Below are 18,583 nucleotides of genomic sequence, written 5' to 3'. Positions count from 1 at the left end.
CCACCGGGCTTCGACCCCGTCCTCTACCGGCTGCGCCACGCTGTGGAATGTGGCATCAACCAGCTTAAGCACAACCGTGGCATGGCTACCCGCTACGACAAACTCGCCGTCCGCTTCGAGGCCACCGTCACCATCGCCGCCATCAACCAATGGCTCCGCGACTTATGAAACACGCCTTAGTGCCCGCCCGTCGTGGCCGTGTGGCTGGCGGAGGGCGTGGGGGACGGCGCGGGGGTGGCGCCGGGGGCCGCGGGGTAGGCGGCGAACTCGCGGCTGCGGGTGACCACCGGCACGTGCAGGTCGACCTGGCCCGCCTTGGCGAACTGGACGGACAGGCGCACGCTCTCGCCGCCGTGCAGCGGCTTGGACAGGCCCTGGATGATGATCTGGGGCGTCGGCTTGCCGGTGCTGGTGAGCACGCCCGCCGGGATCGTGATGGGCGTCGCCAGCTTGGCCGCGCCGACGTCGGAGCTGACGGCCTGGATGGCGTCGCCCGCGGGGCTGATCACGTTGAGGTAGACGGGGGCCTGGCCGCCCTGGGCGAGCTGTGCGCCCGCGTCGGGGCCGAGGATGAACGCCTGGGGGATCTGGACGCCGCGGGCGCCGTACGCGCCGTTCTGGATGAGTGCACCGGCTTCGACGGGTGCGTACGGCTTGTTGGTGTTGGCGTCGAACCCAGCGGCACAGCCGGCCAGCACGGGGGCCGCGAGGAACGCGGCGGCGGCGACAATCCAGCGACGGCTGGTCACGGGGGTAACTCCTAGGTCTCGCGCGTGCGTGTGAGTGGGCAGCGCCCACCATATCCGGCCTATTCCATGGTCATATCCGCGCCCCTGCAGGTCATTCGGTATGTCAGCATTTGTGATTCACAGAGTTGAAGGGATGTCAACCCCTAATATGCGGCTTTGACCTGCAGTTATGGTGATTTCACTGTTCCGGGAGGCTGTGGATGCGTGGTACCCTGGAGTACAGCGGAAGGGGTACTTGTCACATGACTTTCCAGGTCGGCGACACTGTCGTCTACCCCCACCATGGGGCTGCTCGGATCGAAGCAATCACGACCCGAACCATCAAGGGTGAGGAAAAGACCTACCTGGTGCTCAAGGTCGACAAGGGCGACCTAACCGTCCAGGTGCCAGCAGAAAACGCAGAACTTGTCGGCGTACGTGATGTTGTCGGCCAGGAAGGCCTCGAGCGGGTTTTCGACGTTCTCAGGATGCCGCACACCGAGGAGCCGACCAACTGGTCTCGCCGTTACAAGGCCAATCTCGAGAAGCTCGCTTCCGGCGATGTCAACAAGGTCGCCGAGGTGGTTCGGGACCTGTGGCGGAGGGACCGCGAGCGCGGCCTTTCCGCGGGTGAGAAGCGCATGCTCGCCAAGGCCAGGCAGATTCTCGTGAGCGAGCTCGCACTCGCCGAGAAGACCAATGAGGACAAGGCCGAGGCCCTGCTTGACGAGGTTCTCAACTCCTGAACGCGCAACTTCCCCGGGTGGGCGTCGGTATCGACGTCCACCCGTTCGCATCTGGGCGCGAACTTCATCTCGCCGGCCTGCACTGGCCGGGCGAGACCGGGCTCGACGGCCATTCCGACGCGGACGCGGTCGCCCACGCGGCCTGCAACGCGCTGCTGTCGGCGGCCGGCATGGGCGACCTCGGCGCCGTCTTCGGCACCTCCGACCCCCGCTGGGCGGGCGCGTCCGGCGCGGTGCTGCTGGAGGAGACCGTACGCCTCGTGCGCGAGGCCGGATTCCAGATCGGCAACGTGGCCGTCCAGGTGGTAGGAAACCGGCCCAAGCTGGCTCCGCGGCGCGCTGAGGCCGAGAAGGTCCTGAGCGCGATCGTGGGCGCTCCGGTGAGCGTGTCCGCGGCGACGACCGACGGGCTCGGCTTCACCGGCAGGGGCGAGGGAATCGGCGCCATCGCCACGGCTCTCGTGGTGAACCTCGCGTAGCCGTAAGGCGTCTTATGTCGGGATGCGTTGAGGTATCCCGGCGGGTGGTGCCCTTAGCCCGTCGACTCAGGGGAGCGGCGGTCCGTCACTGGCGCGGTACGGACCGCCGCTCTTCCCATGCGTAGCTCTCCGTAATGTCGGGTAAACCCTTTGTGAAGCGACAAGTGGATCTGGGGGGACCTTGTCATGATCGGAGCCATCGTCTCGGCGATCGTCATCGGTGCCATCGTCGGCGCGCTCGGCCGGCTGCTGGTGCCGGGCAAGCAGAACATGTCCATCGGCCTGACCCTCATCGTCGGCATCGTCGCCGCCCTGCTCGGCACGCTGATCGCCCAGGTGTTCGGCTGGGCGGACACCCGCGGCATCGACTGGCTGGAACACATCCTCCAGCTCGCGCTCGCCGTGGTCGGCGTCTGGCTGGTCGCCCGCATGCAGGCCACGCGAGGCTCGGGGACGTCGGGTCCCGCCGCGTAGGAATATTCACGAACGACGGGGTAGACCTCAGTCTGTGGGTGTGAAGGTCTCACACTTACCGGGAGGTGCCCACATGACCATCCAGTCCATCCTCGGCGCCATCGTGATCGGCGCGGTGATCGGTGCGATCGGCCGGCTGCTGATTCCCGGCAAGCAGGCCATCGGGTGGATCCTCACCATCGTCGTCGGCATCGTCGCGGCTCTGGTCGGCACGTTCATCGCCCAGGCGATCGGCGTGGAGAACACCTCGGGCCCCGACTGGATCGAACTCGTGATGCAGGTCGTCCTGGCCGTCGTCGGCGTCGGCCTCGTCGCGGGGCTGCGCCGGGGCGGCAGGACCTAGACGGCGGGATAGACGGTCCCCGCGACCCCGCCGAACCCCAGGCGCGAACCATCGGCCGCGGGGACGGAGGCGGTGACGCGCACCATGTCGCCGTCGCGCAAGAAGACCCGCTCGGAGCCGTCAGGCATCCCGAGCGGGTCTCTGCCGTTCCAGGTGAGGTCCAGGAGCGTGCCTGAGCCCCCGACGGGACCGGTGGCCAGGAGATCGCCCGTGCGCACCGGAGAGCCCGTCACAGAGGCGTGCGCGAGCATCTGCGCGCCGGTCCAGTACTGCCCCTGGTACTCGGGCTTGGCGACCGTCAGGCCGTTCAGGCGGACGTCCAGCTCGGCCCGGATGGCCACGTCGTCCTTGATCGTCAGGTAGTCCGCCGGTTCGGGGTCCTGGACGGGCTGGGCCGTACGCGCGTGGTTGAGCGCCGACAGCGGCACCACCCACGGCGAGATCGACACCATGAACGCCTGCCCCAGGAACGGCCCCATCGGCCGCGCCTCCCACGCCATCAGGTCCCAGGCCCGCCAGGCGTTCACCAGCACGGCGCCGAAGACGTGGGCGGGGAAGTCGGAGGTGCTCAGCGGGTACGGCGGCGCCGACGGCACCCCGACCACGTATCCGAGCTCGGCCGACAGGTCCAGCTTGGCCGTCGGGCCCACGTGGCCGCGTCTCAGCTGGCCGCTCGGGCGTACGACCGGCGCCCCCGACACGGTGACGGCGGCGGCTCTGCCGTACTGGCCGACGGGCATGTGGCGCCACGTGCGGGGCAGCGGATCGCGCTCGGGCGGCAGGAACATGCGGCCCACGTTCGTGGCGTGCTCCAGCGACGTCTGGAACAGCAGCAGGTCCGCCACGTTGAACGGCAGGTGCAGCCGCACCTCCTTGAGCGGCGTCAGCGCGGGAAGGACGTGCGGCCTGCGGCTCTCGTCGGTGAGCAGCTCCAGCAGGTCGGCGCGGACGTTGTGCCACACCCTCGGACCCGCGGCCAGGAAGGAGTTGAGCGTGCCGCTGGCGAACCAGTACGCGGGCGGCAGCGCGCCCTGCGTCGTGAGCAGGTGCATGTCGAGGACGTATTCGCCGATCGCCACCCCCACCCGCGGCAGCTCCCCGCGGCGCGAGAACACGCCGAAGGGGAGGTTGAGCAGAGGGAAGTCGCTTCCCTCGGGGACCGGCACCCACGACATGATCGCCACGGCTGGCTGATTCCCTCACCCGGGTCAGGGGGCCGTGGGCGTACGGTCAAACTTTCATTCCTCAGGGGGTAACGGGGTGCTGCGCAGGCGTCCCGAGGGCGCGGGGGCTTCGTCCCGCTCGCCGTCGTCGGCCTGCTCGGGGCCGTGGCCGGGGTCGGCGACCTGTTCCCGTTCCTCTTCCGCGAACACCCGTACCGGCTGGGTGTCGGCGTCCCGGTCGGTGACCTCCGGCGTCCTGGGGTGGACGAGCACGTCAGTCGGCTTGACGCGGTCACCCCAGCGCACAGGCTCGGGCTCTTCTTCCGGCTCCGGCTCTTTCTCCGGCTCTGGTTCTGGTTCCGGTGCCGGTTCCGGTTCCGGTTCTGGGGCCGACCAGCGGGTGACCCGCTCCGACAGTGGCGGCTGTTCCTCCGTCTTGGGTGGCTCGGGCCGGTGGAAGGGCACGATGTCCGGTTCGGGCTCCGCCTCCTCCGGTACGGCCGCGCGTCCCGCCTGCACGTGCTTGATCAGGAGCAGCCACAACCACAGCGCCACGGCCAGCATGATCCATGGGGCGAGGGCCACGCCCAGGGCGGCCTGCCGTACATCGAAGGAGAAGCGCAGCGCCGTCGCCACGTTGACCGCCGCGGCCGCGACGATCAGCAGCACGAGCGCCGTCGCGGCCTGGGCGCGCACCAGCGGCCGGGCCGCGCGCAGCAGCAGGACACCGGTCAGGGCGACCACGAGCACCGCGTCGAACGCGGCCGGATAGAGGAACGCGAGGTCGGGCCGGGCCTCACCGAGGATGGCCAGCTCGCGCAGATCGTCGAAGGACAGGGCGCAGGCGGCGCCGGTCAGGGCGGCCACCGCGAGTCCGGCAAGGGCGAGGCCCAGGCGGCGCAACGTGGAGGGGGGAGTCACTTCCATGGCGAATTCGAGACTACAGAAGAATGGGTGACAGCAAGCGATCAAGGGAGATTCCATGGCAGAGCTCTCCGACGAGGTGCGGAGGCTGTTCGACGGCCCCAACTACGCGACGGTGACCAGCATCAATCCGGACGGCGGACCGCAGGCGTCGGTGATCTGGGTGCGCACGGACGGCGACGACATCCTGTTCTCGACCGTCAAGGGCCGGCGCAAGCCGCGCAACTACGAGCGCGACCCGCGCACCAGCATCGTCGTCATCGACCCGGACAACCCGTTCAGGTACGCCGAGGTACGCGGCGTGGTCACCCTGGAAGAGGACCCCGCGGGCGACCTCATCCAGGAGCTGTCGCGCAAGTACACCGGCGGGGCCTGGCAGGAGCATGCGGGCGCGGAAAGGCTGATCGTCCGGGTACGTCCGGAGAAGGTCTTTCTCAAGGGGTGATTGTCGGCATGCGACGCCACCCGAGGCGTTAGCCTTTCTTTCGTGAGCCTGCACCTTTACGACACCAGCACGCGCGCCATCCGTGAATTCGTTCCGGTCGAAGCCGGCCGGGCGTCGATTTACCTGTGTGGGGCCACCGTGCAGGCGCCCCCGCACATCGGGCACATCCGCTCGGGCGTCAACTTCGACGTGCTCAGGCGCTGGCTGACGCGCTCCGGCTACGACGTGACCTTCTGCCGCAACGTCACCGACATCGACGACAAGATCATCAGGGTGTCGGCCGAGGAAGGCGTGCCCTGGTTCGTTGTGGCCGAGCGCAACCAGCGCGCCTTCACCTGGGCCTACGACACGCTGGGCTGCCTTCCGCCCACCGTCGAGCCGCGCGCCACCGGCCACGTGCCCGAGATGATCACGCTGATGGAGCGGCTGATCGAGCGCGGCCACGCCTACGCCTCGGGCGGCGACGTCTACTTCGACGTACGCTCCTACGCCGACCGCTACGGCTCGCTGTCGAACCAGCGGCTGGAGAACATGCGGCCCGCCTTCGACTGCGACGACGACTCCCACAAGCGCGACCCGCGCGACTTCGCCCTGTGGAAGGGCGAGAAGCCGGGCGAGCCGACCTGGCCGACGCCGTTCGGACCCGGACGGCCCGGCTGGCACCTGGAGTGCTCGGCCATGGTCACCAAATACCTGGGCCCCACCTTCGACATCCACGGCGGCGGGCTCGACCTGATCTTCCCGCACCACGAGAACGAGATCGCCCAGTCGCAGGCGGCCGGCGACGGCTTCGCCCGCTACTGGATGCACAACGGCATGCTCAAGATCGGCGCCGAGAAGATGAGCAAGTCGCTGGGCAACTCGCTGCTCATCCCCGACCTGGTGCAGAAGGTGCGGCCGGTCGAGCTGCGCTACTACCTGGCCGTGCCGCACTACCGCTCCTCCATCGACTACTCGGAGGAGGCGCTGCTGGAGGCGGCAGCGGCGTACCAGCGCATCGAGGGCTTCGTGACCAGGGCCGCCGAGGTCATCCACGACGTGGACGCCGACGCGCCCCTTCCCCAGGCCTTCGTCGACGCCCTCGACGACGACCTCGGCACCCCGCAGGCCGTGGCCGTCATCCACGAGGTCGTCAGGGAGGGCAACGTCGCGCTGTCCAAGGGCGACAAGGAGGCGGTGGCCCGCCTGCTGGCCGAGACCCAGAACATGCTTGACGTCCTGGGCCTCGACCCCCGCTCGCCCCAGTGGCGCACCGGCGGCTCCGACCTCAAGCCCGTCGTCGACGCGCTGGTGGCGGTGGCGCTGGAGCAGCGCAAGGCCGCCAGGGAGCGCAAGGACTACGCGGCCGCCGACGCCATCCGCGACCAGATGACCGCCCTCGGCATCGTCGTCGAGGACACCCCGCACGGTCCGCGCTGGGAACTGGCGCGCTGAATTTCGCCGGTACCCTTGGTCCCATGGCAGCAGGTGGTAGGGCGTCCGGTCGACCGGCGAAGAAGAAGGGCCCGGCCAAGGGCACCGGTGGGCAGAAGCGGCGCAGCCTTGAGGGCAAGGGCGCGACGCCGCCCGCCCACATGCGCCACTGGTTCAAGGACAAGTCCCGCGAGGAGCGCATCGCCCGCGAGGCCAAGGGCGGCGCCGGCCGGCAACCGGCCCGCCAGCGGCGTTCCGAGGACGCCCCCGAGTACATCGGCGGCCGCAACCCGGTCCTGGAGGCCATGCTGGCGGGCGTCCCCGCCAGCGCCCTCTACGTCGCCCAGCGCCTGGAGAACGACGACCGCGTCCGCGACTCCATCAAGATCGCGGCAGAGCAGGGCATCGCCCTGCTGGAGGTCAGCCGCGACAAACTCGACCGCCTGACCGAGGGCGCCGTCCACCAGGGCATCGCCCTGCAGATCCCCGCCTACGACTACGCCCACCCCACCGAACTGATCACCCTGGCCGAGGACGCCGCCGAGATCCCGCTGATCGTGGCCCTGGACGGCGTCACCGACCCCCGCAACCTCGGCGCCATCGCCCGCTCCGCCACCGCCTTCGGCGCCCACGGCATGCTCATCCCCTCCCGCCGCTCCGCCGGGGTGACCGGCGGCGCCTGGAAGACCTCCGCCGGCACCCTCGCCAACCTCCGCGTCGCCCGCGCGTCCAACCTCACCGCGGCACTGCGGGAGTACCGGGAGGCCGGCCTGTTCGTCGTCGGCCTCGACGGAGAGGGGACCGTGGAGATCGGCGACGTCTCCCTCTTCACCGAGCCGCTTGTCGTCGTGGTGGGGTCGGAAGGGAAGGGGTTGTCCCGGTTGGTACGGGAGCAGTGTGACGCGCTGGCCAGGATTCCCATGCAGGCCGCGGCCGAGTCGCTGAACGCTGGGGTGGCGGCTGGGGTTACCTTGTATGAGGTGGCTCGTCATCGGCGTGGGTGAGCGTCTACACTGATGGGCTGTGCCGACGTAGCTCAATCGGCAGAGCATCTGTCTTGTAAACAGAAGGTCAGGGGTTCGATTCCCCTCGTCGGCTCGCAGCTAGAAGGCCCCTTCCGCGTCTTGGAAGGGGCCTTTTTGATCTCTATACAGCAATCGCGCTAGCTTGCCTGGTCCTGGCCTTGATCGCCGTTAGCAAGCCGATCGTTGAGCCGGTCGAGTGCCTTACGGGTCTCAGGGCTTGGGATCTGGGTGTAGACGTTCATGGTCACGCTGATCTGTGAGTGGCGGAGGAACCGCATCGCCACGCGCGGGTGCACGTCGAGAGCGGCCAGGAGTGAGGCACAGGTGTGCCGGGTGTCGTGGAAGCGGATGCGTCCCGTCCTTCGGCGTCCCTCTTGACCTCGCCGGTGGCGCGGTCCACGATCTTCGGCTCAGAATCGCCAGCGACGATGAAGTCCAGGGCGGTGATGTCGACGGGGAGGTTACGTATGGTGGTCCTCCAGACCTCAGGTCCTCAACTCCTAATGAGGAGTAGAGTTCGTGGTGAGAGCAGTTTTACTGTTCGGACATCAGCGAGGCGGAACAGTGACATCAGGTCTGGGCGGATTCGCCCCGAAATACCAGCAAATCGCGGAGGCCCTGCGGCACGACATCCAGGAAGGCCGCTACCAACCCGGCGAACGGCTTCCTGCGGAAACGGCTCTGGCAGAACGCTTCAAAGTCAGCCTGCCGACCATCCGCCAGGCCGTAGGAGTCCTGCGATCACAAGGCGTCGTGGAGTCCAAGCACGGCATCGGCACCTTCGTACGGCAAGACCACCGGCTCGAACGCCGCTTCCGATGCCGCTACGGCCGGGCCCGCAGCGACGGCAAGCTCCTCACCTCGCACCTGCGCCACGACATCGTGTTCGCCGGACCGGAGAAAGTGTCGGCACCCATCGCCGAGGCCATGGGAGTGCCCGAAGACACCGTGGTCATCGCCCGCCGCCGCGTCCTGTACGACAAGAACACCGACACCCCGGAAGAGATCGGCGCGAGCTACATCCCGGCGGACATCGCCCGAGGCACCTTCCTGGAGAAGCGGGAGGTCGTCCCCAAGGCGCTGTTCCTCTGCGTGGAAGATCTCAGCGGCAAGCGCTACCACCATGCCCGCGACCAATGGATCGCCCGCAGCGCCACACCGGAGGAAACCGTCACTCTCGGCTTGACGCAGGGTGCGCAGGTCCTGCACGTTATCCACACCGCCCGGGCGGAAGATGACGCGATTCTGGAAGTCTCAGAGTCGATCTGGCCCGCGGACCGGGTAATCATCATCGATGAGTACTTGATCGAGCAGGAGACGAACGTCCCGGACACGCCCTCCCAGATCTGAGGCAGGCCGATGACCATCCGCAACGTGGACGAAGTGCGCTCTCACTGGTGGCCCCGAGAAGGCTGGCGGCCGGGCCGCCGGGTCTACACCTGGCACCTCACCTTCGAAGGCGCGCCACAGCTCCATCAGCTCGTTGAGCGCTACCAGACCGCCCTCGCGACAGTCGGAAGCCACAACCCGATCCCGGCGCAGTGGCTGCACCTCACCCTGCAAGTAGTGGGATGGGCCGATGAAGTGGACAACGAGCTGCTCGACCGCGTCACGGCCACGGTCGACGCACGTCTGGGAAAGCTCACACCGGTTGAGCTGACGTTCCACCGTCCGGCAGTCATGGGGGAGGGGGTAGCTCTTGCTCCCACTCCGGTCGGACCACTGCACGAGATCTGGGACGAGATCAGAAGCGGAATCGCCGAGGTGGCGGGCAAGGCTCCTACGGCGGCAGAGCAGGTCAGAGGATTCCGCCCGCACATAAGTCTGAGCTACATAAACACGTCAGGACCAGCGCGGCCCTACGTGGAGGCGCTGAGCGGTGTCGAAGCGGAGCCGGCCAAGGTGAATGTCGATCGCGTCGCGCTGATCGTCCAGAACCGAGTCCTAGAGCCGGAATGGGTGTACCGCTGGAACACTCACACGGTCGTGTCGCTGGGAGCCGAGAACGACGCCTGAGCGGCAGCAGAACAGGCGAGACGACCTGACAGCAGGCCAGTGGTTACAACCTTCTATACGGGTTCAAGCCGCCGCCCGATCGGCGGCGGGCGGCCGGGCAGTCCGGGCGGGCGTGCGGCCTCTCCGGGCCGGTCCCGCCCGGCCACCCCGCCGCACCATCGAACGCAGACAGAACCACGTGCAGGACATTCACCAGCACTATGCGAGACGTCGGCCACTCGACTGAGCCGATAAGGCCAAAGGATGTCTCCGGCGGGAGTATTCCGGCACCGAGGTGATCACCATACGGCCCTGGACGTTGATGGGTGGCTGAGGGCTGATCACTCGCACACCATCGACTCGGGCAAGCCCAGCAGAACGACTCCTCAGTATCAAGCCCGGCTGTGACCGCAGGACAACACATGATCGAGGAACTGCGACCGGCGAACGTACACGCGAAGCCGAGCTTGACACTCTGTCCCCGGCCCGCTGCCGCTTCGCGGTGGGTCGACGGCGTGCGAGGTGATCAGGAGTCGGGTGTTGGCGGCGGGTACCAATCAGGTCACGTGGCTCTAGCGATTGATCGTTTGTCCTGGTTCAAGATGTCGATTAGGCGGAATATCGCTTCTTCCAAAGTCTGTTGACGGTTGATCGAGCACCTGAATACCATCGTTAGGCATGCGGGCAAAACACGCAGAGTGGTTTCGCGTAGGGGCACAAACCTTACGTGCGGTCGCGCGTGAGACAGGGCGAGAAGGTGGGTTTCCTACCGAGGAGGACTGGTATCTCTGCCCGCTCTGTCTCAACATGGCGCTAACGATCGAAGAATTCGAAACCCGCGAACTTACTGTAGAGCACGTGCCGCCGAAGGCGCTCGGTGGCAAGGAGTTGGTGCTGACTTGCCGGAGATGCAATAACGATCAGGGTAGCAAGTTCGATGGTGCTGCCCATCGTGCGAGCCAAGTCAAGAGCTTTGTGGCAGGCGAGAGTAGCCAAGCTGTAGTTGCCAGATTTGGTATAGATGGTATCGAGTCCAACGTTTTTCTGCGGCGTACCGGCCTGAGCGGCTTTTACGCCTCAGGCGATCCAAGAATCTCCAACCCATCCGAGACGGAGCGTTTGGACAGCCATATGGAGGCGCTGAGTAAATCGGGCAAGACTGACTTCAAGGTCACGATCAGTGCTCGGATTAATTATGATCCTGCGCGGGCTCGCATCTCGTGGATGCGTACCGGCTATCTTGTTGCGTTCGCGCTGCTCGGGTGGAAATACATCCTCAGGTCGACACTGCAACCGATTCGCGACCACTTGGCAGGAGTGTCGACGAGCGAGCTTCCTATTCTGAGCGCCTACGATGCTGAACGCGACCCTCATGGTCGACAGATATGGATTGTTCAACAGGAGCATGGCCGTGAATGTCTATTGGTGGCAGCCGGTCAGCACATGGTTTTTCTACCCGGTCCAGAGGACTTCAGAACGCTTGAGGAGGTATCCGCAAGTATAGGAGCCCGTGCTAATGAAGAGCTTCGGTACTCGCTATCGGGAAAACTACTGCCGTGGCCATCTGGGCCGCTGCACTTGCTGGATCCTTCTCCGGTCTCCGGGGCATGAGATGCGGGTGGCTTAATCGGTGAGTGAGTGACTAACTGGGTGACGATCGAGGCACGCAAACACGGACGTCCAGGATCTCAGTGGATTACTTATGCAGGTCAGGCGGCAGGACGAGCCCTATCGGTTTCACGATCAAGTGGCTTCGCATCGAGGTGGTCGAGGCCGTGACGATCGCTCACTTCGGTACTCATCGTTGTTGCTGGGGCGATCGGCTGCCACGGACCGACTTCGTCGGCCCTTGCCACCGAGTCCGAGGGCTGAGGTCTGCTGTACAGCAACCAGTACAGCAACGCCGACTTGCACAACCGCACAGCGCCTGTCTATGCCAGCTGCTCAGGTCCATGCGAGAGCGATCGGCGTGCGGTCTGCCCTGCCCTTGTAAACAGAAGGTCAGGGGTTCGATTCCCCTCGTCGGCTCTGTGCTTGAACAAGGGAAACGCCGCTCCTGAGATCATCTCAGTAGCGGCGTTTCCGTTTTGCTAGACGGTTGCCAGATCAACTCACGCGGGCGGGCGAGGCGAGCCCTGCTGCGGGCGGGGGAGCGCTTTCGGACGTGTAGGTGTGTGCCCTGGTAGAGAGTTTCGGTGGCGGGATGATGGCCGTGGCCGATCCGTCGGATATTCAGGTGTGACGCGGCACGCTGATCGATACCGTAGGAGACAGTTCACGGGACCTGAAGGGCGCGGGTCGAAGAGCGTCGGTTGTCTTCAACGCATCTGCGCTTCTCCCGGGTCGTGTGGGCTGGTCAGGTCTGGTGCTGGCGCGGGTCGAAGTCTCGTCGGTTATCCACTGTTAATGGAGAGGTTGCGGGTTCGAGTCCCGTCGGAGGCCTGGGTCTCCGTAGCTCAATTGGCAGAGCTCTTAATGCCGGTGGGCGCACCTACATCCGTGTCAGTTCCAGACCTGATCGCTCGTCAGCTCTGCCAGCGGTACGGGTCGAATCTCTATCGGTTATCGCCTCTCATGCGGGTGACGCAGGTTCGAATCCTGCCGGGTCGGCCACGTCGGCCTGTCGTCTAGCGGCCAAGGACGCCTTAACACCGGTGAGTCCCCCACATCCGTTCCGCTGGCAGGGCTGACGAGCAGGGGAGCGGGTCGAAGGTCGTCGGTTATCGGGATCAGAAGGTCGCAGGTTCGATTCCTGCTCACCCGAAGTTTCGGGTGGTGGCGCAGTTTGGTAGCGCGTCTGATTTACTCGGCGGTCATCACCACATCCGCTCCCCTTCGTCATATCCGCCCCTTGGGCGGGTCGAATCGAAGGAGCGCATCCATGGCCGTACGTGATCCCCTCGCGAATGTCTCCGCGATCGTCACCCCGCAGACGCAGCCGATCCCCGGCCGCAACGACCAGGTCAAGAACGCCGCCGGCGGCTACGTCTTCGACAAGGACCTGTGGGCCAAGGTGGAGGACTTCCTCATCCTCGGCACCACGGGCGGCACCTACTACGTGAGCGAGCAGAAGCTCACCCGTGACAACGCCGGCGTGCTGTTCTCCGCCATCGCCGAGGACGGCCCGCGGGTTGTCCGGCTGCTCACCGAGATCTCGACGGCTCGCCCGCCGCGGGCTCCGAAGGCGCGTCCTGCTCTGTTCGCGCTGGCCGCGTGCTACGCCATGGGTGATCCGGACACCCGGCAGGCGGCGAAGGTCGCGCTGGCGAAGGTCGCCCGCACCACCGACCACCTGGCCCAGTTCTTCGGCTACTACAAGAACCTGGGTGGAAAGCGGACCGGCCGAGGCACGGCGCCCACGGTCGGCCGTTCGCTGCGTACGGCGCTCGGTTCCTGGTTCCTGACCGGCGACGCCGACAGCGTGGCGTTCAAGGCGTGCAAGGCTCGCCAGCGGAAGACGCCGCAGGGTGAGACGTTCGACCTGCGGGATGTGTTGCGCATCGCTCACCCGGCAGCCGATAACGGCCAGCGCAAGGTCCTGTTCGGCTGGATCGCCGGCAATGTCGCCGACGATGAGGCCCGCGCCGAGCTGCCCGCGGTGGACCGGTTCCTGACCGCGAAGGCGGCCACCACGCCGGCCGAGGCGGTACGGGTCGTCACGGAGGCGAACGTGCCGTGGGAGTTCCTGCCGGACGCGATGCTGCGCGAGAGCACGGTGTGGGAGGCGTTGATCGAGACGGTCGGCCTGACCGCCCTGATCCGCAACCTGGCCCGCATGACACGCATCGGCGCCCTCAAGCCGATGTCGGAGGCGACTTCGCGGGCGGTGCTGCGGCTTACGGACCGGGAGGCGATCTTGCGCGCCCGGATCCACCCGATGGACGCCTGGCTCGCCATGCGCGTCTACAGCTCCGGCCAGGCGCAGCCCAACCCGCGCGCCGACGTCCAGACCTGGAAGCCCGTACCTGCGATTCTGGACGCGCTGGAGGAGACGTACGAGCTGGCCTTCGGCACCGTCGAGCCGTCCGGCAAGCGGCTGCTGATCGCAGTGGACTCATCTGGATCCATGAGCAGCCAATGGAGCAGCGGCGTCGTCGTGGGCGGCTCCACAATCGGCTCCCCGTACGAGGTCGGCTGTGCCATGGCCGTCATGCTGTCCCGCATCGAGAAGGGCAACGTGCACGTCATCGACGTGGACACCAGCGTCCACGCCTCGAAGGTGACGCCGCGTACCAACCTGCGCGAGATCGCACGGTGGCGGCCCTCGGGCGGCGGCACCGACCTGTCGCTGCCGTTCACCTGGGCGAAGCGGGAGAGGCTCAACGTGGACGGCATCGTCGTGTTCACCGACAACGAGACCTGGGCCGGCCGCTCACACCCGGCGCAGGCTCTGGCCGCCTACCGCCGTTCCGTCAGCCCGGCCGCCCGTGTGGTCGTGGCCGCGATGACCGCGGCGGGCTACTCGATCGGCGATCCCAAGGACGACGGCGTCCTGAACGTCGCGGGGATGGACGCTTCACTGCCGCTCATCGTCAACGGCTTCGTGCGCTGACCTGGGCAACGCCAAATCGGACTTCAGCGTACGCATGCCCTTGGCCAGGAGAGATCCAGGTCAAGGGCTTTGCCGGTCGGGGGGTGAAGTCATACCTCGCGCCGCCAGGTCGAGACGGACGTGGTCGCCAACAAGGCGATGGCGGAGGCTCAGGGCGCTCGCTGGCAGAGGGGCGGCTCCAGGACTACCTTGATCGCTCCTGCGGATCTGTCGCGGGCGACTCGGAACGCTTCGGCGGCGGCGTTCAGCGGGAATCGGTGGGTGATGACGGTTTCTGCGATCTCGGGCCGGGTGGCGAGCATGTCCGCGGCCTGGCCGAACTCGCGCACGCCGCCGGGTCGGCCGTAGGCCATGGCGTTGGTGTAGGTCAGCTCCTTGATGAGGCTGTGTGCCGCCGGGATGCCGATGGTGTCGTTGTAGACGCCCAGCACGATGATCCGTGCGCCGGCCGCGGCCAGTTCGGCGCATCGGGCCAGGCCTGATGAGCTGCCGGCGGCGTCGATGACGACGTCGTACGCGCCCTGCGGGCGTCCTGCGCCGAGGCGCTTCGCGGCTGACGTCTGGTGCTCGTAGCGGGCTTCCAGATCTACGTCGAAGCCCAGGTGGCGCGCGACGGCGGCCGCGAGGAGTGCGATGGATCCTCCGCCGACGACGACCACTCTTTCGCCGGGCCGCAATCCGGACTTTCGCACGCCGTGCCATGCGACGGCGGCGGGTTCCACCAGGCAGGCATCGTGTACGGGCAGGCCGGCGGGCAGCGGCAGCAGCGTGTATTCCGGGACCACCACGGACTCGGCCATTCCGCCATCCCGGAAGATGCCCAGCGTGCCGTGCGCCGGGTCGGCGCAGCGCTGGGTATGGCCGGCCGTGCATTCCGGGCAACGGCCGCAGTAGATGGACGGCTCTACCACGAAGGCGGCACCGTCGACCGTACCGGCGAATTCATGGCCGTATGTGAAGCCTTGGTGGCCGTTCGCGACGAACGCGACATCCGTGCCGCAGATCCCCGTCGACGCGATGTCCAGCCGGACGCCCGGCCCCTCCGGGTCGACCACGTCCTGCACCTGGATCCCGTCGGCGGTGTTCCTGACAACCAGCACTCTGTTTTCCCCGTCTCTTAAGCGAACCTTGTTCGCTTAAGCTAAGCGATCTCGTTTTGCTTCTGCAAGGCATGGGAGGCTGAACTTCGACATGACACGAGAGAAGCCCAGCTCACCGACCCGCGCCCGCCTCTCATCGCCGGATCGGCCAGGCTCCGCGTCCTGGTGGCTCGCGCGCGGCGAGCCATCCACGCGCAGGCGGCGGAACCGGATGCTCTCCCTGGAGGCGATCGCCGACACCGCGCTACGACTGCTGGACGAGCACGGCATCGAGGCGATGACCATGCGGCGGCTCGCCGAGGATCTGGGTTGCAACCAGTCCTCCCTCTATCGGCATGTTCGCAGCCGGGACGAGCTGACGATCATCGTGGCCGACCGGGCCATCCGGCTGGGGCTGCGGCCGCCACCCCCGGGTCTGGACTGGCGGTCGGAGGCGGAGTGGCTGGCGCGCGCCTTCCGCGCTTTCCTCCTCGGTCATCCCTCCGTTGCCCTGCTTCTGCGTGGCACCGAGCGGCTCGGTCCGAATTCGCTTCATGGAGTGGAGTCCGCGGTCGATCGGTTCATCGGCGCGGGCCTGAGTCCGAGACACGCGGCGGCAGCCGCGGGCGCGCTGGCCACGTTGATCATCGGTTCTGTGCAGTTCAACCTCTACCTTGACGCCACCGATCCTGGGGAACGGCAGGCGCGTCAGACCCTGTATGAACGTCTCGATCCGCAGGCCTATCCCCGGATGGTGACGCATGCCACCGACATCGCGGGGGTGGGTAGCGATGAGGAGTTCGAGTTCGGGCTGAGGATGTTTCTGGACGGCGTCGCGGCCGCGATCCGCGGTACGGCCGGTCGGCCCGACCTGTGACGTCGGCCATGATTCCGCTGGTCAGAAGGACGACCAGTTGACCGTTCCCGCTGTCGGGGTGGTCGGCGTTGCGGATGGTGCGCGGGGGAAATGCCAAGGAAGATGTACGGCGGGCAGACCTTGCACCGGCTCTGACGTGCGAAAATGGTCAAATGGGGGATAGGGAAGAAATCTATCTTCGGGTAGACCCAAACGATTCGCTGCGTGACGCGTACGACGACCTTTTCGTCCGGACCCAGCCGGGGGTACTGGAACATCGGGAGTACCTCGCGGGCCGCTATTGGATCATCTTTCGGGATACCGGGCAGACCCGAGACGGGACCGATGGCAACATCGTTCGCATCTTCGAACTCACGACGAAGGTCGTGCGCACAGCGCACTAGCCGAAAAGTGGCCGCGCCACGTCTTTCTGGGCAGATGGCACATGTGGCGCATCTTGCCATTCACCTGCGGACTCGTGAGGCGGGTGGGAAAGATGATGGCATCCGCTGACCCGGTCAAGGCGAAGCGGACACCCCCGGCTCGGGAGATCTTGCAGATTCATACCCTGGGCCGGGGGTGGCGGTGATCAGAGGTCAGCGGCGATGATGGTGTCGATGTTGCGTTCGGCCAGTGCGGTGATGGTGACGAACGGGTTCACGCTGGTGTTGCCTGGAATCAGCGCGCCGTCGATGACGTAGAGGCCGGGGTAGGCGGTCAGGCGGCCGTAGTTGTCGGTGGCTTTGTTGAGTACGGCGCCGCCGAGCGGGTGATACGTGAGATGATCGCCCCAGATCTTGTAGATGCCGAACAGGTCGGTCCGGTAGATCGTGCCCTCTTTCGCGTTGATCTTGTCGAAGATCGTTTTGGCCATGTCGATGGACGGCTGTTTCCAGGATGTCTGCCAGTTCAGGTCCACCGAGTTCGTCGCGGAATTCCAGGTGAAGGCGGCCCTGTTCGGATTCTTGGTGATCGAGAGATAGAACGAGGCGAACGTTTCGATTCCCGTTGGCAGCGGGGCGACCTCGGCGAAGGCGCCACCGGCTGACCAGTTGTCTATGCCGGAGCAGGGGATCGTCGACTGGAGTTTGCCGGTCGGGTCCCAGAGGTGGTTGGCGCGGCCGCACATGACGTTGCCGTTGTCGCCCCAGCCCTTGCCGATCTCGTTGCTCAGGTTGGGTAACGCGCCGGTGGCCTTCAGCTTCACCAGGAGCTTGCTGGTCCCGACGCTGCCCGCCGCGAAGAAGACGCGGTCGGCGGTGACGGTCTTGGTGGCGGTGGTGGCGCCGCTGGTGTTGAGCTGGTCGATGACGACGGTGTAGCCGCCGCCTGGCGCGGGGGTGACAGAGGTGACCTTGTGGAGAGCGGAGATGGTGACCCTGCCGGTCGCCTTGGCGCGGGCCAGGTAGGTCTGTTGCAGGGACTTCTTGCCGTGGTTGTTGCCGTAAAGGATCTCTCCGGCCAGGGCTGACTTGGTGGCGGTTCCGGCGGCCTCCCGCTTCATGTAGTCCCAGTCGTAGACGTCGGGAACGAAGACGAACGGGAAGCCGGAACGCTGCGCGTGCTTACGGCCGACGCGCGAGTACTGGTAGCACGCGGTGCTGTCGAACCATGCGGGATCGATGAGGCCGACGCCCAGACCGGCGTTGGCACGAGGGTAATAGGTGGCGTACATCTCGTCGGCGTTCACCGAGGGAAGCACCGTGGCGAAGTTCTCGCGCTTGGGCGTCACGGCCATGCCGCCGTTCACCAGCGAGCCGCCGCCGACGCCGCGGCCCTGGTAGACGGTGATGCCGCTGAACTCCTCCGCGTCGAGGATGCCCGTGTAGCGAGGGATGTCGCGGTCGATGGGGAAGCCGAGGAAGTAGTTGAGGGGAGCCTTGGTGCGCGTGCGCAGCCAGTAGGAGCGCTGGTCGGGGGAGAGCGTGCTGCAGAAGATCTTGCCATCGGGGCCTGGCGTGTCCCACGCCATCCCCATTTCCACCATGTGTACGGCCACGCCCGCCTCTGCCAGGCGAAGGGCGGCGACGGCTCCGCCGTACCCGGTGCCGATCACCAGGGCGGGCACGCGCTCGCCCGAGGTGATGACGGCGGCGCGTGCCGCGGGGGCGCGACCGGCCAGGACCGCGGCGCCCAGGAGGGAACCGGTTCCAGCGATGAAGCCACGACGGGAGACACCCGACATGTATCACTCCTCACTCTCGACGGATTCGCGCCTTGACATCACTTGGTGCGGGCGGGTCCGCCCCGGGCCGGCTTTGCGGGCTCACGCTGGGCCGACGCGGTGGGCGGGTGCTCGCACGGGATTCACTCGGTGGTGGGCTCAGGTTCGTGCGTGCTCGGCTCGGTGGCGGGTTTGGG

The 18,583-nt window shown here is 66.7% G+C and carries 17 protein-coding genes, 1 tRNA gene and 1 pseudogene; 13 read left to right on the top strand and 6 right to left on the bottom strand.

The features are described 5' to 3' along the window. Nucleotides 1-176: 176 nt before the first annotated feature. Nucleotides 177-749 carry a copper chaperone PCu(A)C gene (locus ACIBI5_RS50390; protein ID WP_397258321.1) on the bottom strand — a complete coding sequence of 191 codons (573 nt, stop codon included), beginning with the start codon at nt 747-749 and terminating at the stop codon, nt 177-179. A gap of 242 nt (nt 750-991) precedes the next feature. On the opposite strand from ACIBI5_RS50390, the gene ACIBI5_RS50385 reads away from it, so the two are divergent. The 4 genes from ACIBI5_RS50385 (at nt 992) to ACIBI5_RS50370 (ending at nt 2,770) form a co-directional block, all read left to right on the top strand. Further along, nucleotides 992-1,474 (top strand): CarD family transcriptional regulator, encoded by a 483-nt coding sequence (locus ACIBI5_RS50385; protein ID WP_030451583.1) that lies wholly within the window; start codon nt 992-994, stop codon nt 1,472-1,474. Nucleotides 1,475-1,491: 17 nt separating this feature from the next. Beyond that, entirely contained in the window at nt 1,492-1,953 is a 462-nt protein-coding gene (ispF, locus tag ACIBI5_RS50380; RefSeq protein ID WP_397258319.1) for a 2-C-methyl-D-erythritol 2,4-cyclodiphosphate synthase, read from the top strand. A 186-nt stretch (nt 1,954-2,139) separates the two neighbouring features. Beyond that, the gene (locus tag ACIBI5_RS50375; RefSeq protein WP_379622670.1) at nt 2,140-2,427 is read left to right on the top strand and encodes a GlsB/YeaQ/YmgE family stress response membrane protein; all 288 of its coding nucleotides are present in this window, start codon (nt 2,140-2,142) and stop codon (nt 2,425-2,427) included. A 73-nt stretch (nt 2,428-2,500) separates the two neighbouring features. After that, a complete protein-coding gene (locus ACIBI5_RS50370; RefSeq protein ID WP_397258317.1) occupies nt 2,501-2,770 on the top strand; it encodes a GlsB/YeaQ/YmgE family stress response membrane protein in 270 nt (89 codons plus the stop codon). Here the strand turns inward: ACIBI5_RS50370 and ACIBI5_RS50365 are convergent. Further along, complete coding sequence (locus ACIBI5_RS50365; protein ID WP_397258323.1) at nt 2,767-3,945, bottom strand: fumarylacetoacetate hydrolase family protein; 1,179 nt, start codon at nt 3,943-3,945, stop codon at nt 2,767-2,769. The two genes, ACIBI5_RS50370 and ACIBI5_RS50365, sit on opposite strands and share 4 nt — an antisense overlap. A 63-nt stretch (nt 3,946-4,008) precedes the next feature. Then, entirely contained in the window at nt 4,009-4,860 is an 852-nt protein-coding gene (locus ACIBI5_RS50360; RefSeq protein ID WP_397258315.1) for a DUF2637 domain-containing protein, read from the bottom strand. A gap of 55 nt (nt 4,861-4,915) precedes the next feature. On the opposite strand from ACIBI5_RS50360, the gene ACIBI5_RS50355 reads away from it, so the two are divergent. The 4 genes from ACIBI5_RS50355 (at nt 4,916) to ACIBI5_RS50340 (ending at nt 7,813) form a co-directional block, all read left to right on the top strand. Then, nucleotides 4,916-5,302 (top strand): PPOX class F420-dependent oxidoreductase, encoded by a 387-nt coding sequence (locus ACIBI5_RS50355; protein ID WP_397258313.1) that lies wholly within the window; start codon nt 4,916-4,918, stop codon nt 5,300-5,302. A 42-nt stretch (nt 5,303-5,344) separates the two neighbouring features. Then, nucleotides 5,345-6,736 carry a cysteine--tRNA ligase gene (cysS, locus tag ACIBI5_RS50350; RefSeq protein ID WP_397258311.1) on the top strand — a complete coding sequence of 464 codons (1,392 nt, stop codon included), beginning with the start codon at nt 5,345-5,347 and terminating at the stop codon, nt 6,734-6,736. A 23-nt stretch (nt 6,737-6,759) separates the two neighbouring features. Next, nucleotides 6,760-7,719 (top strand): 23S rRNA (guanosine(2251)-2'-O)-methyltransferase RlmB, encoded by a 960-nt coding sequence (gene rlmB / locus ACIBI5_RS50345; protein ID WP_397258309.1) that lies wholly within the window; start codon nt 6,760-6,762, stop codon nt 7,717-7,719. 21 nt (nt 7,720-7,740) lie between these two features. After that, a tRNA-Thr gene (locus ACIBI5_RS50340) sits at nt 7,741-7,813 on the top strand. A 64-nt stretch (nt 7,814-7,877) separates the two neighbouring features. Here ACIBI5_RS50340 and ACIBI5_RS50335 read toward each other — a convergent pair. Beyond that, nucleotides 7,878-8,093: pseudogene (locus ACIBI5_RS50335) on the bottom strand (tyrosine-type recombinase/integrase); the annotation flags it as partial. Between the two features lie 211 nt (nt 8,094-8,304). Between ACIBI5_RS50335 and ACIBI5_RS50330 the strand changes: the two are divergent. The 4 genes from ACIBI5_RS50330 (at nt 8,305) to ACIBI5_RS50315 (ending at nt 14,287) form a co-directional block, all read left to right on the top strand. After that, on the top strand, nt 8,305-9,090 hold the full coding sequence (locus ACIBI5_RS50330) for a GntR family transcriptional regulator (protein WP_397258307.1): 786 nt from the start codon (nt 8,305-8,307) through the stop codon (nt 9,088-9,090). A 9-nt stretch (nt 9,091-9,099) separates the two neighbouring features. Further along, the gene (locus tag ACIBI5_RS50325; RefSeq protein WP_397258306.1) at nt 9,100-9,756 is read left to right on the top strand and encodes a 2'-5' RNA ligase family protein; all 657 of its coding nucleotides are present in this window, start codon (nt 9,100-9,102) and stop codon (nt 9,754-9,756) included. 786 nt (nt 9,757-10,542) lie between these two features. Next, complete coding sequence (locus ACIBI5_RS50320; RefSeq protein WP_397258305.1) at nt 10,543-11,346, top strand: HNH endonuclease; 804 nt, start codon at nt 10,543-10,545, stop codon at nt 11,344-11,346. A gap of 1,270 nt (nt 11,347-12,616) precedes the next feature. After that, a complete protein-coding gene (locus ACIBI5_RS50315) occupies nt 12,617-14,287 on the top strand; it encodes a TROVE domain-containing protein (protein ID WP_397258303.1) in 1,671 nt (556 codons plus the stop codon). 149 nt (nt 14,288-14,436) lie between these two features. Here the strand turns inward: ACIBI5_RS50315 and ACIBI5_RS50310 are convergent, their stop codons facing one another. Further along, the gene (locus ACIBI5_RS50310) at nt 14,437-15,387 is read right to left on the bottom strand and encodes a zinc-binding dehydrogenase (RefSeq protein WP_397258301.1); all 951 of its coding nucleotides are present in this window, start codon (nt 15,385-15,387) and stop codon (nt 14,437-14,439) included. Between the two features lie 211 nt (nt 15,388-15,598). Between ACIBI5_RS50310 and ACIBI5_RS50305 the strand changes: the two genes are divergently transcribed. After that, nucleotides 15,599-16,243: a TetR/AcrR family transcriptional regulator gene (locus tag ACIBI5_RS50305; RefSeq protein WP_397258299.1), complete on the top strand. Its 645-nt coding sequence runs from the start codon at nt 15,599-15,601 to the stop codon at nt 16,241-16,243. Between the two features lie 568 nt (nt 16,244-16,811). Here the strand turns inward: ACIBI5_RS50305 and ACIBI5_RS50300 are convergent. Continuing rightward, entirely contained in the window at nt 16,812-18,407 is a 1,596-nt protein-coding gene (locus tag ACIBI5_RS50300; RefSeq protein ID WP_397258297.1) for a GMC oxidoreductase, read from the bottom strand. Nucleotides 18,408-18,583 lie beyond the last annotated feature (176 nt).

This window comes from Nonomuraea sp. NPDC050540 (genome assembly GCF_044457485.1).
Lineage (GTDB): Bacteria > Actinomycetota > Actinomycetes > Streptosporangiales > Streptosporangiaceae > Nonomuraea.
The sequence above is the reverse complement of the archived record's forward strand: the minus strand, read 5'-3'. Positions and strand labels throughout refer to the sequence as shown.

What these genes read in the sequence shown, in the direction of transcription:
- ACIBI5_RS50385 (WP_030451583.1), top strand. Translation starts at nt 992, where the DNA reads ATGACTTTCCAGGTCGGCGACACTGTCGTCTACCCCCACCATGGGGCT.
- ACIBI5_RS50375 (WP_379622670.1), top strand. Translation starts at nt 2,140, where the DNA reads ATGATCGGAGCCATCGTCTCGGCGATCGTCATCGGTGCCATCGTCGGC.
- ACIBI5_RS50370 (WP_397258317.1), top strand. Translation starts at nt 2,501, where the DNA reads ATGACCATCCAGTCCATCCTCGGCGCCATCGTGATCGGCGCGGTGATC.
- ACIBI5_RS50365 (WP_397258323.1), bottom strand. Translation starts at nt 3,945, where the DNA reads ATGTCGTGGGTGCCGGTCCCCGAGGGAAGCGACTTCCCTCTGCTCAAC.
- ACIBI5_RS50360 (WP_397258315.1), bottom strand. Translation starts at nt 4,860, where the DNA reads ATGGAAGTGACTCCCCCCTCCACGTTGCGCCGCCTGGGCCTCGCCCTT.
- ACIBI5_RS50355 (WP_397258313.1), top strand. Translation starts at nt 4,916, where the DNA reads ATGGCAGAGCTCTCCGACGAGGTGCGGAGGCTGTTCGACGGCCCCAAC.
- rlmB (WP_397258309.1), top strand. Translation starts at nt 6,760, where the DNA reads ATGGCAGCAGGTGGTAGGGCGTCCGGTCGACCGGCGAAGAAGAAGGGC.
- ACIBI5_RS50325 (WP_397258306.1), top strand. Translation starts at nt 9,100, where the DNA reads ATGACCATCCGCAACGTGGACGAAGTGCGCTCTCACTGGTGGCCCCGA.
- ACIBI5_RS50320 (WP_397258305.1), top strand. Translation starts at nt 10,543, where the DNA reads ATGGCGCTAACGATCGAAGAATTCGAAACCCGCGAACTTACTGTAGAG.
- ACIBI5_RS50315 (WP_397258303.1), top strand. Translation starts at nt 12,617, where the DNA reads ATGGCCGTACGTGATCCCCTCGCGAATGTCTCCGCGATCGTCACCCCG.
- ACIBI5_RS50305 (WP_397258299.1), top strand. Translation starts at nt 15,599, where the DNA reads ATGCTCTCCCTGGAGGCGATCGCCGACACCGCGCTACGACTGCTGGAC.
- ACIBI5_RS50300 (WP_397258297.1), bottom strand. Translation starts at nt 18,407, where the DNA reads ATGTCGGGTGTCTCCCGTCGTGGCTTCATCGCTGGAACCGGTTCCCTC.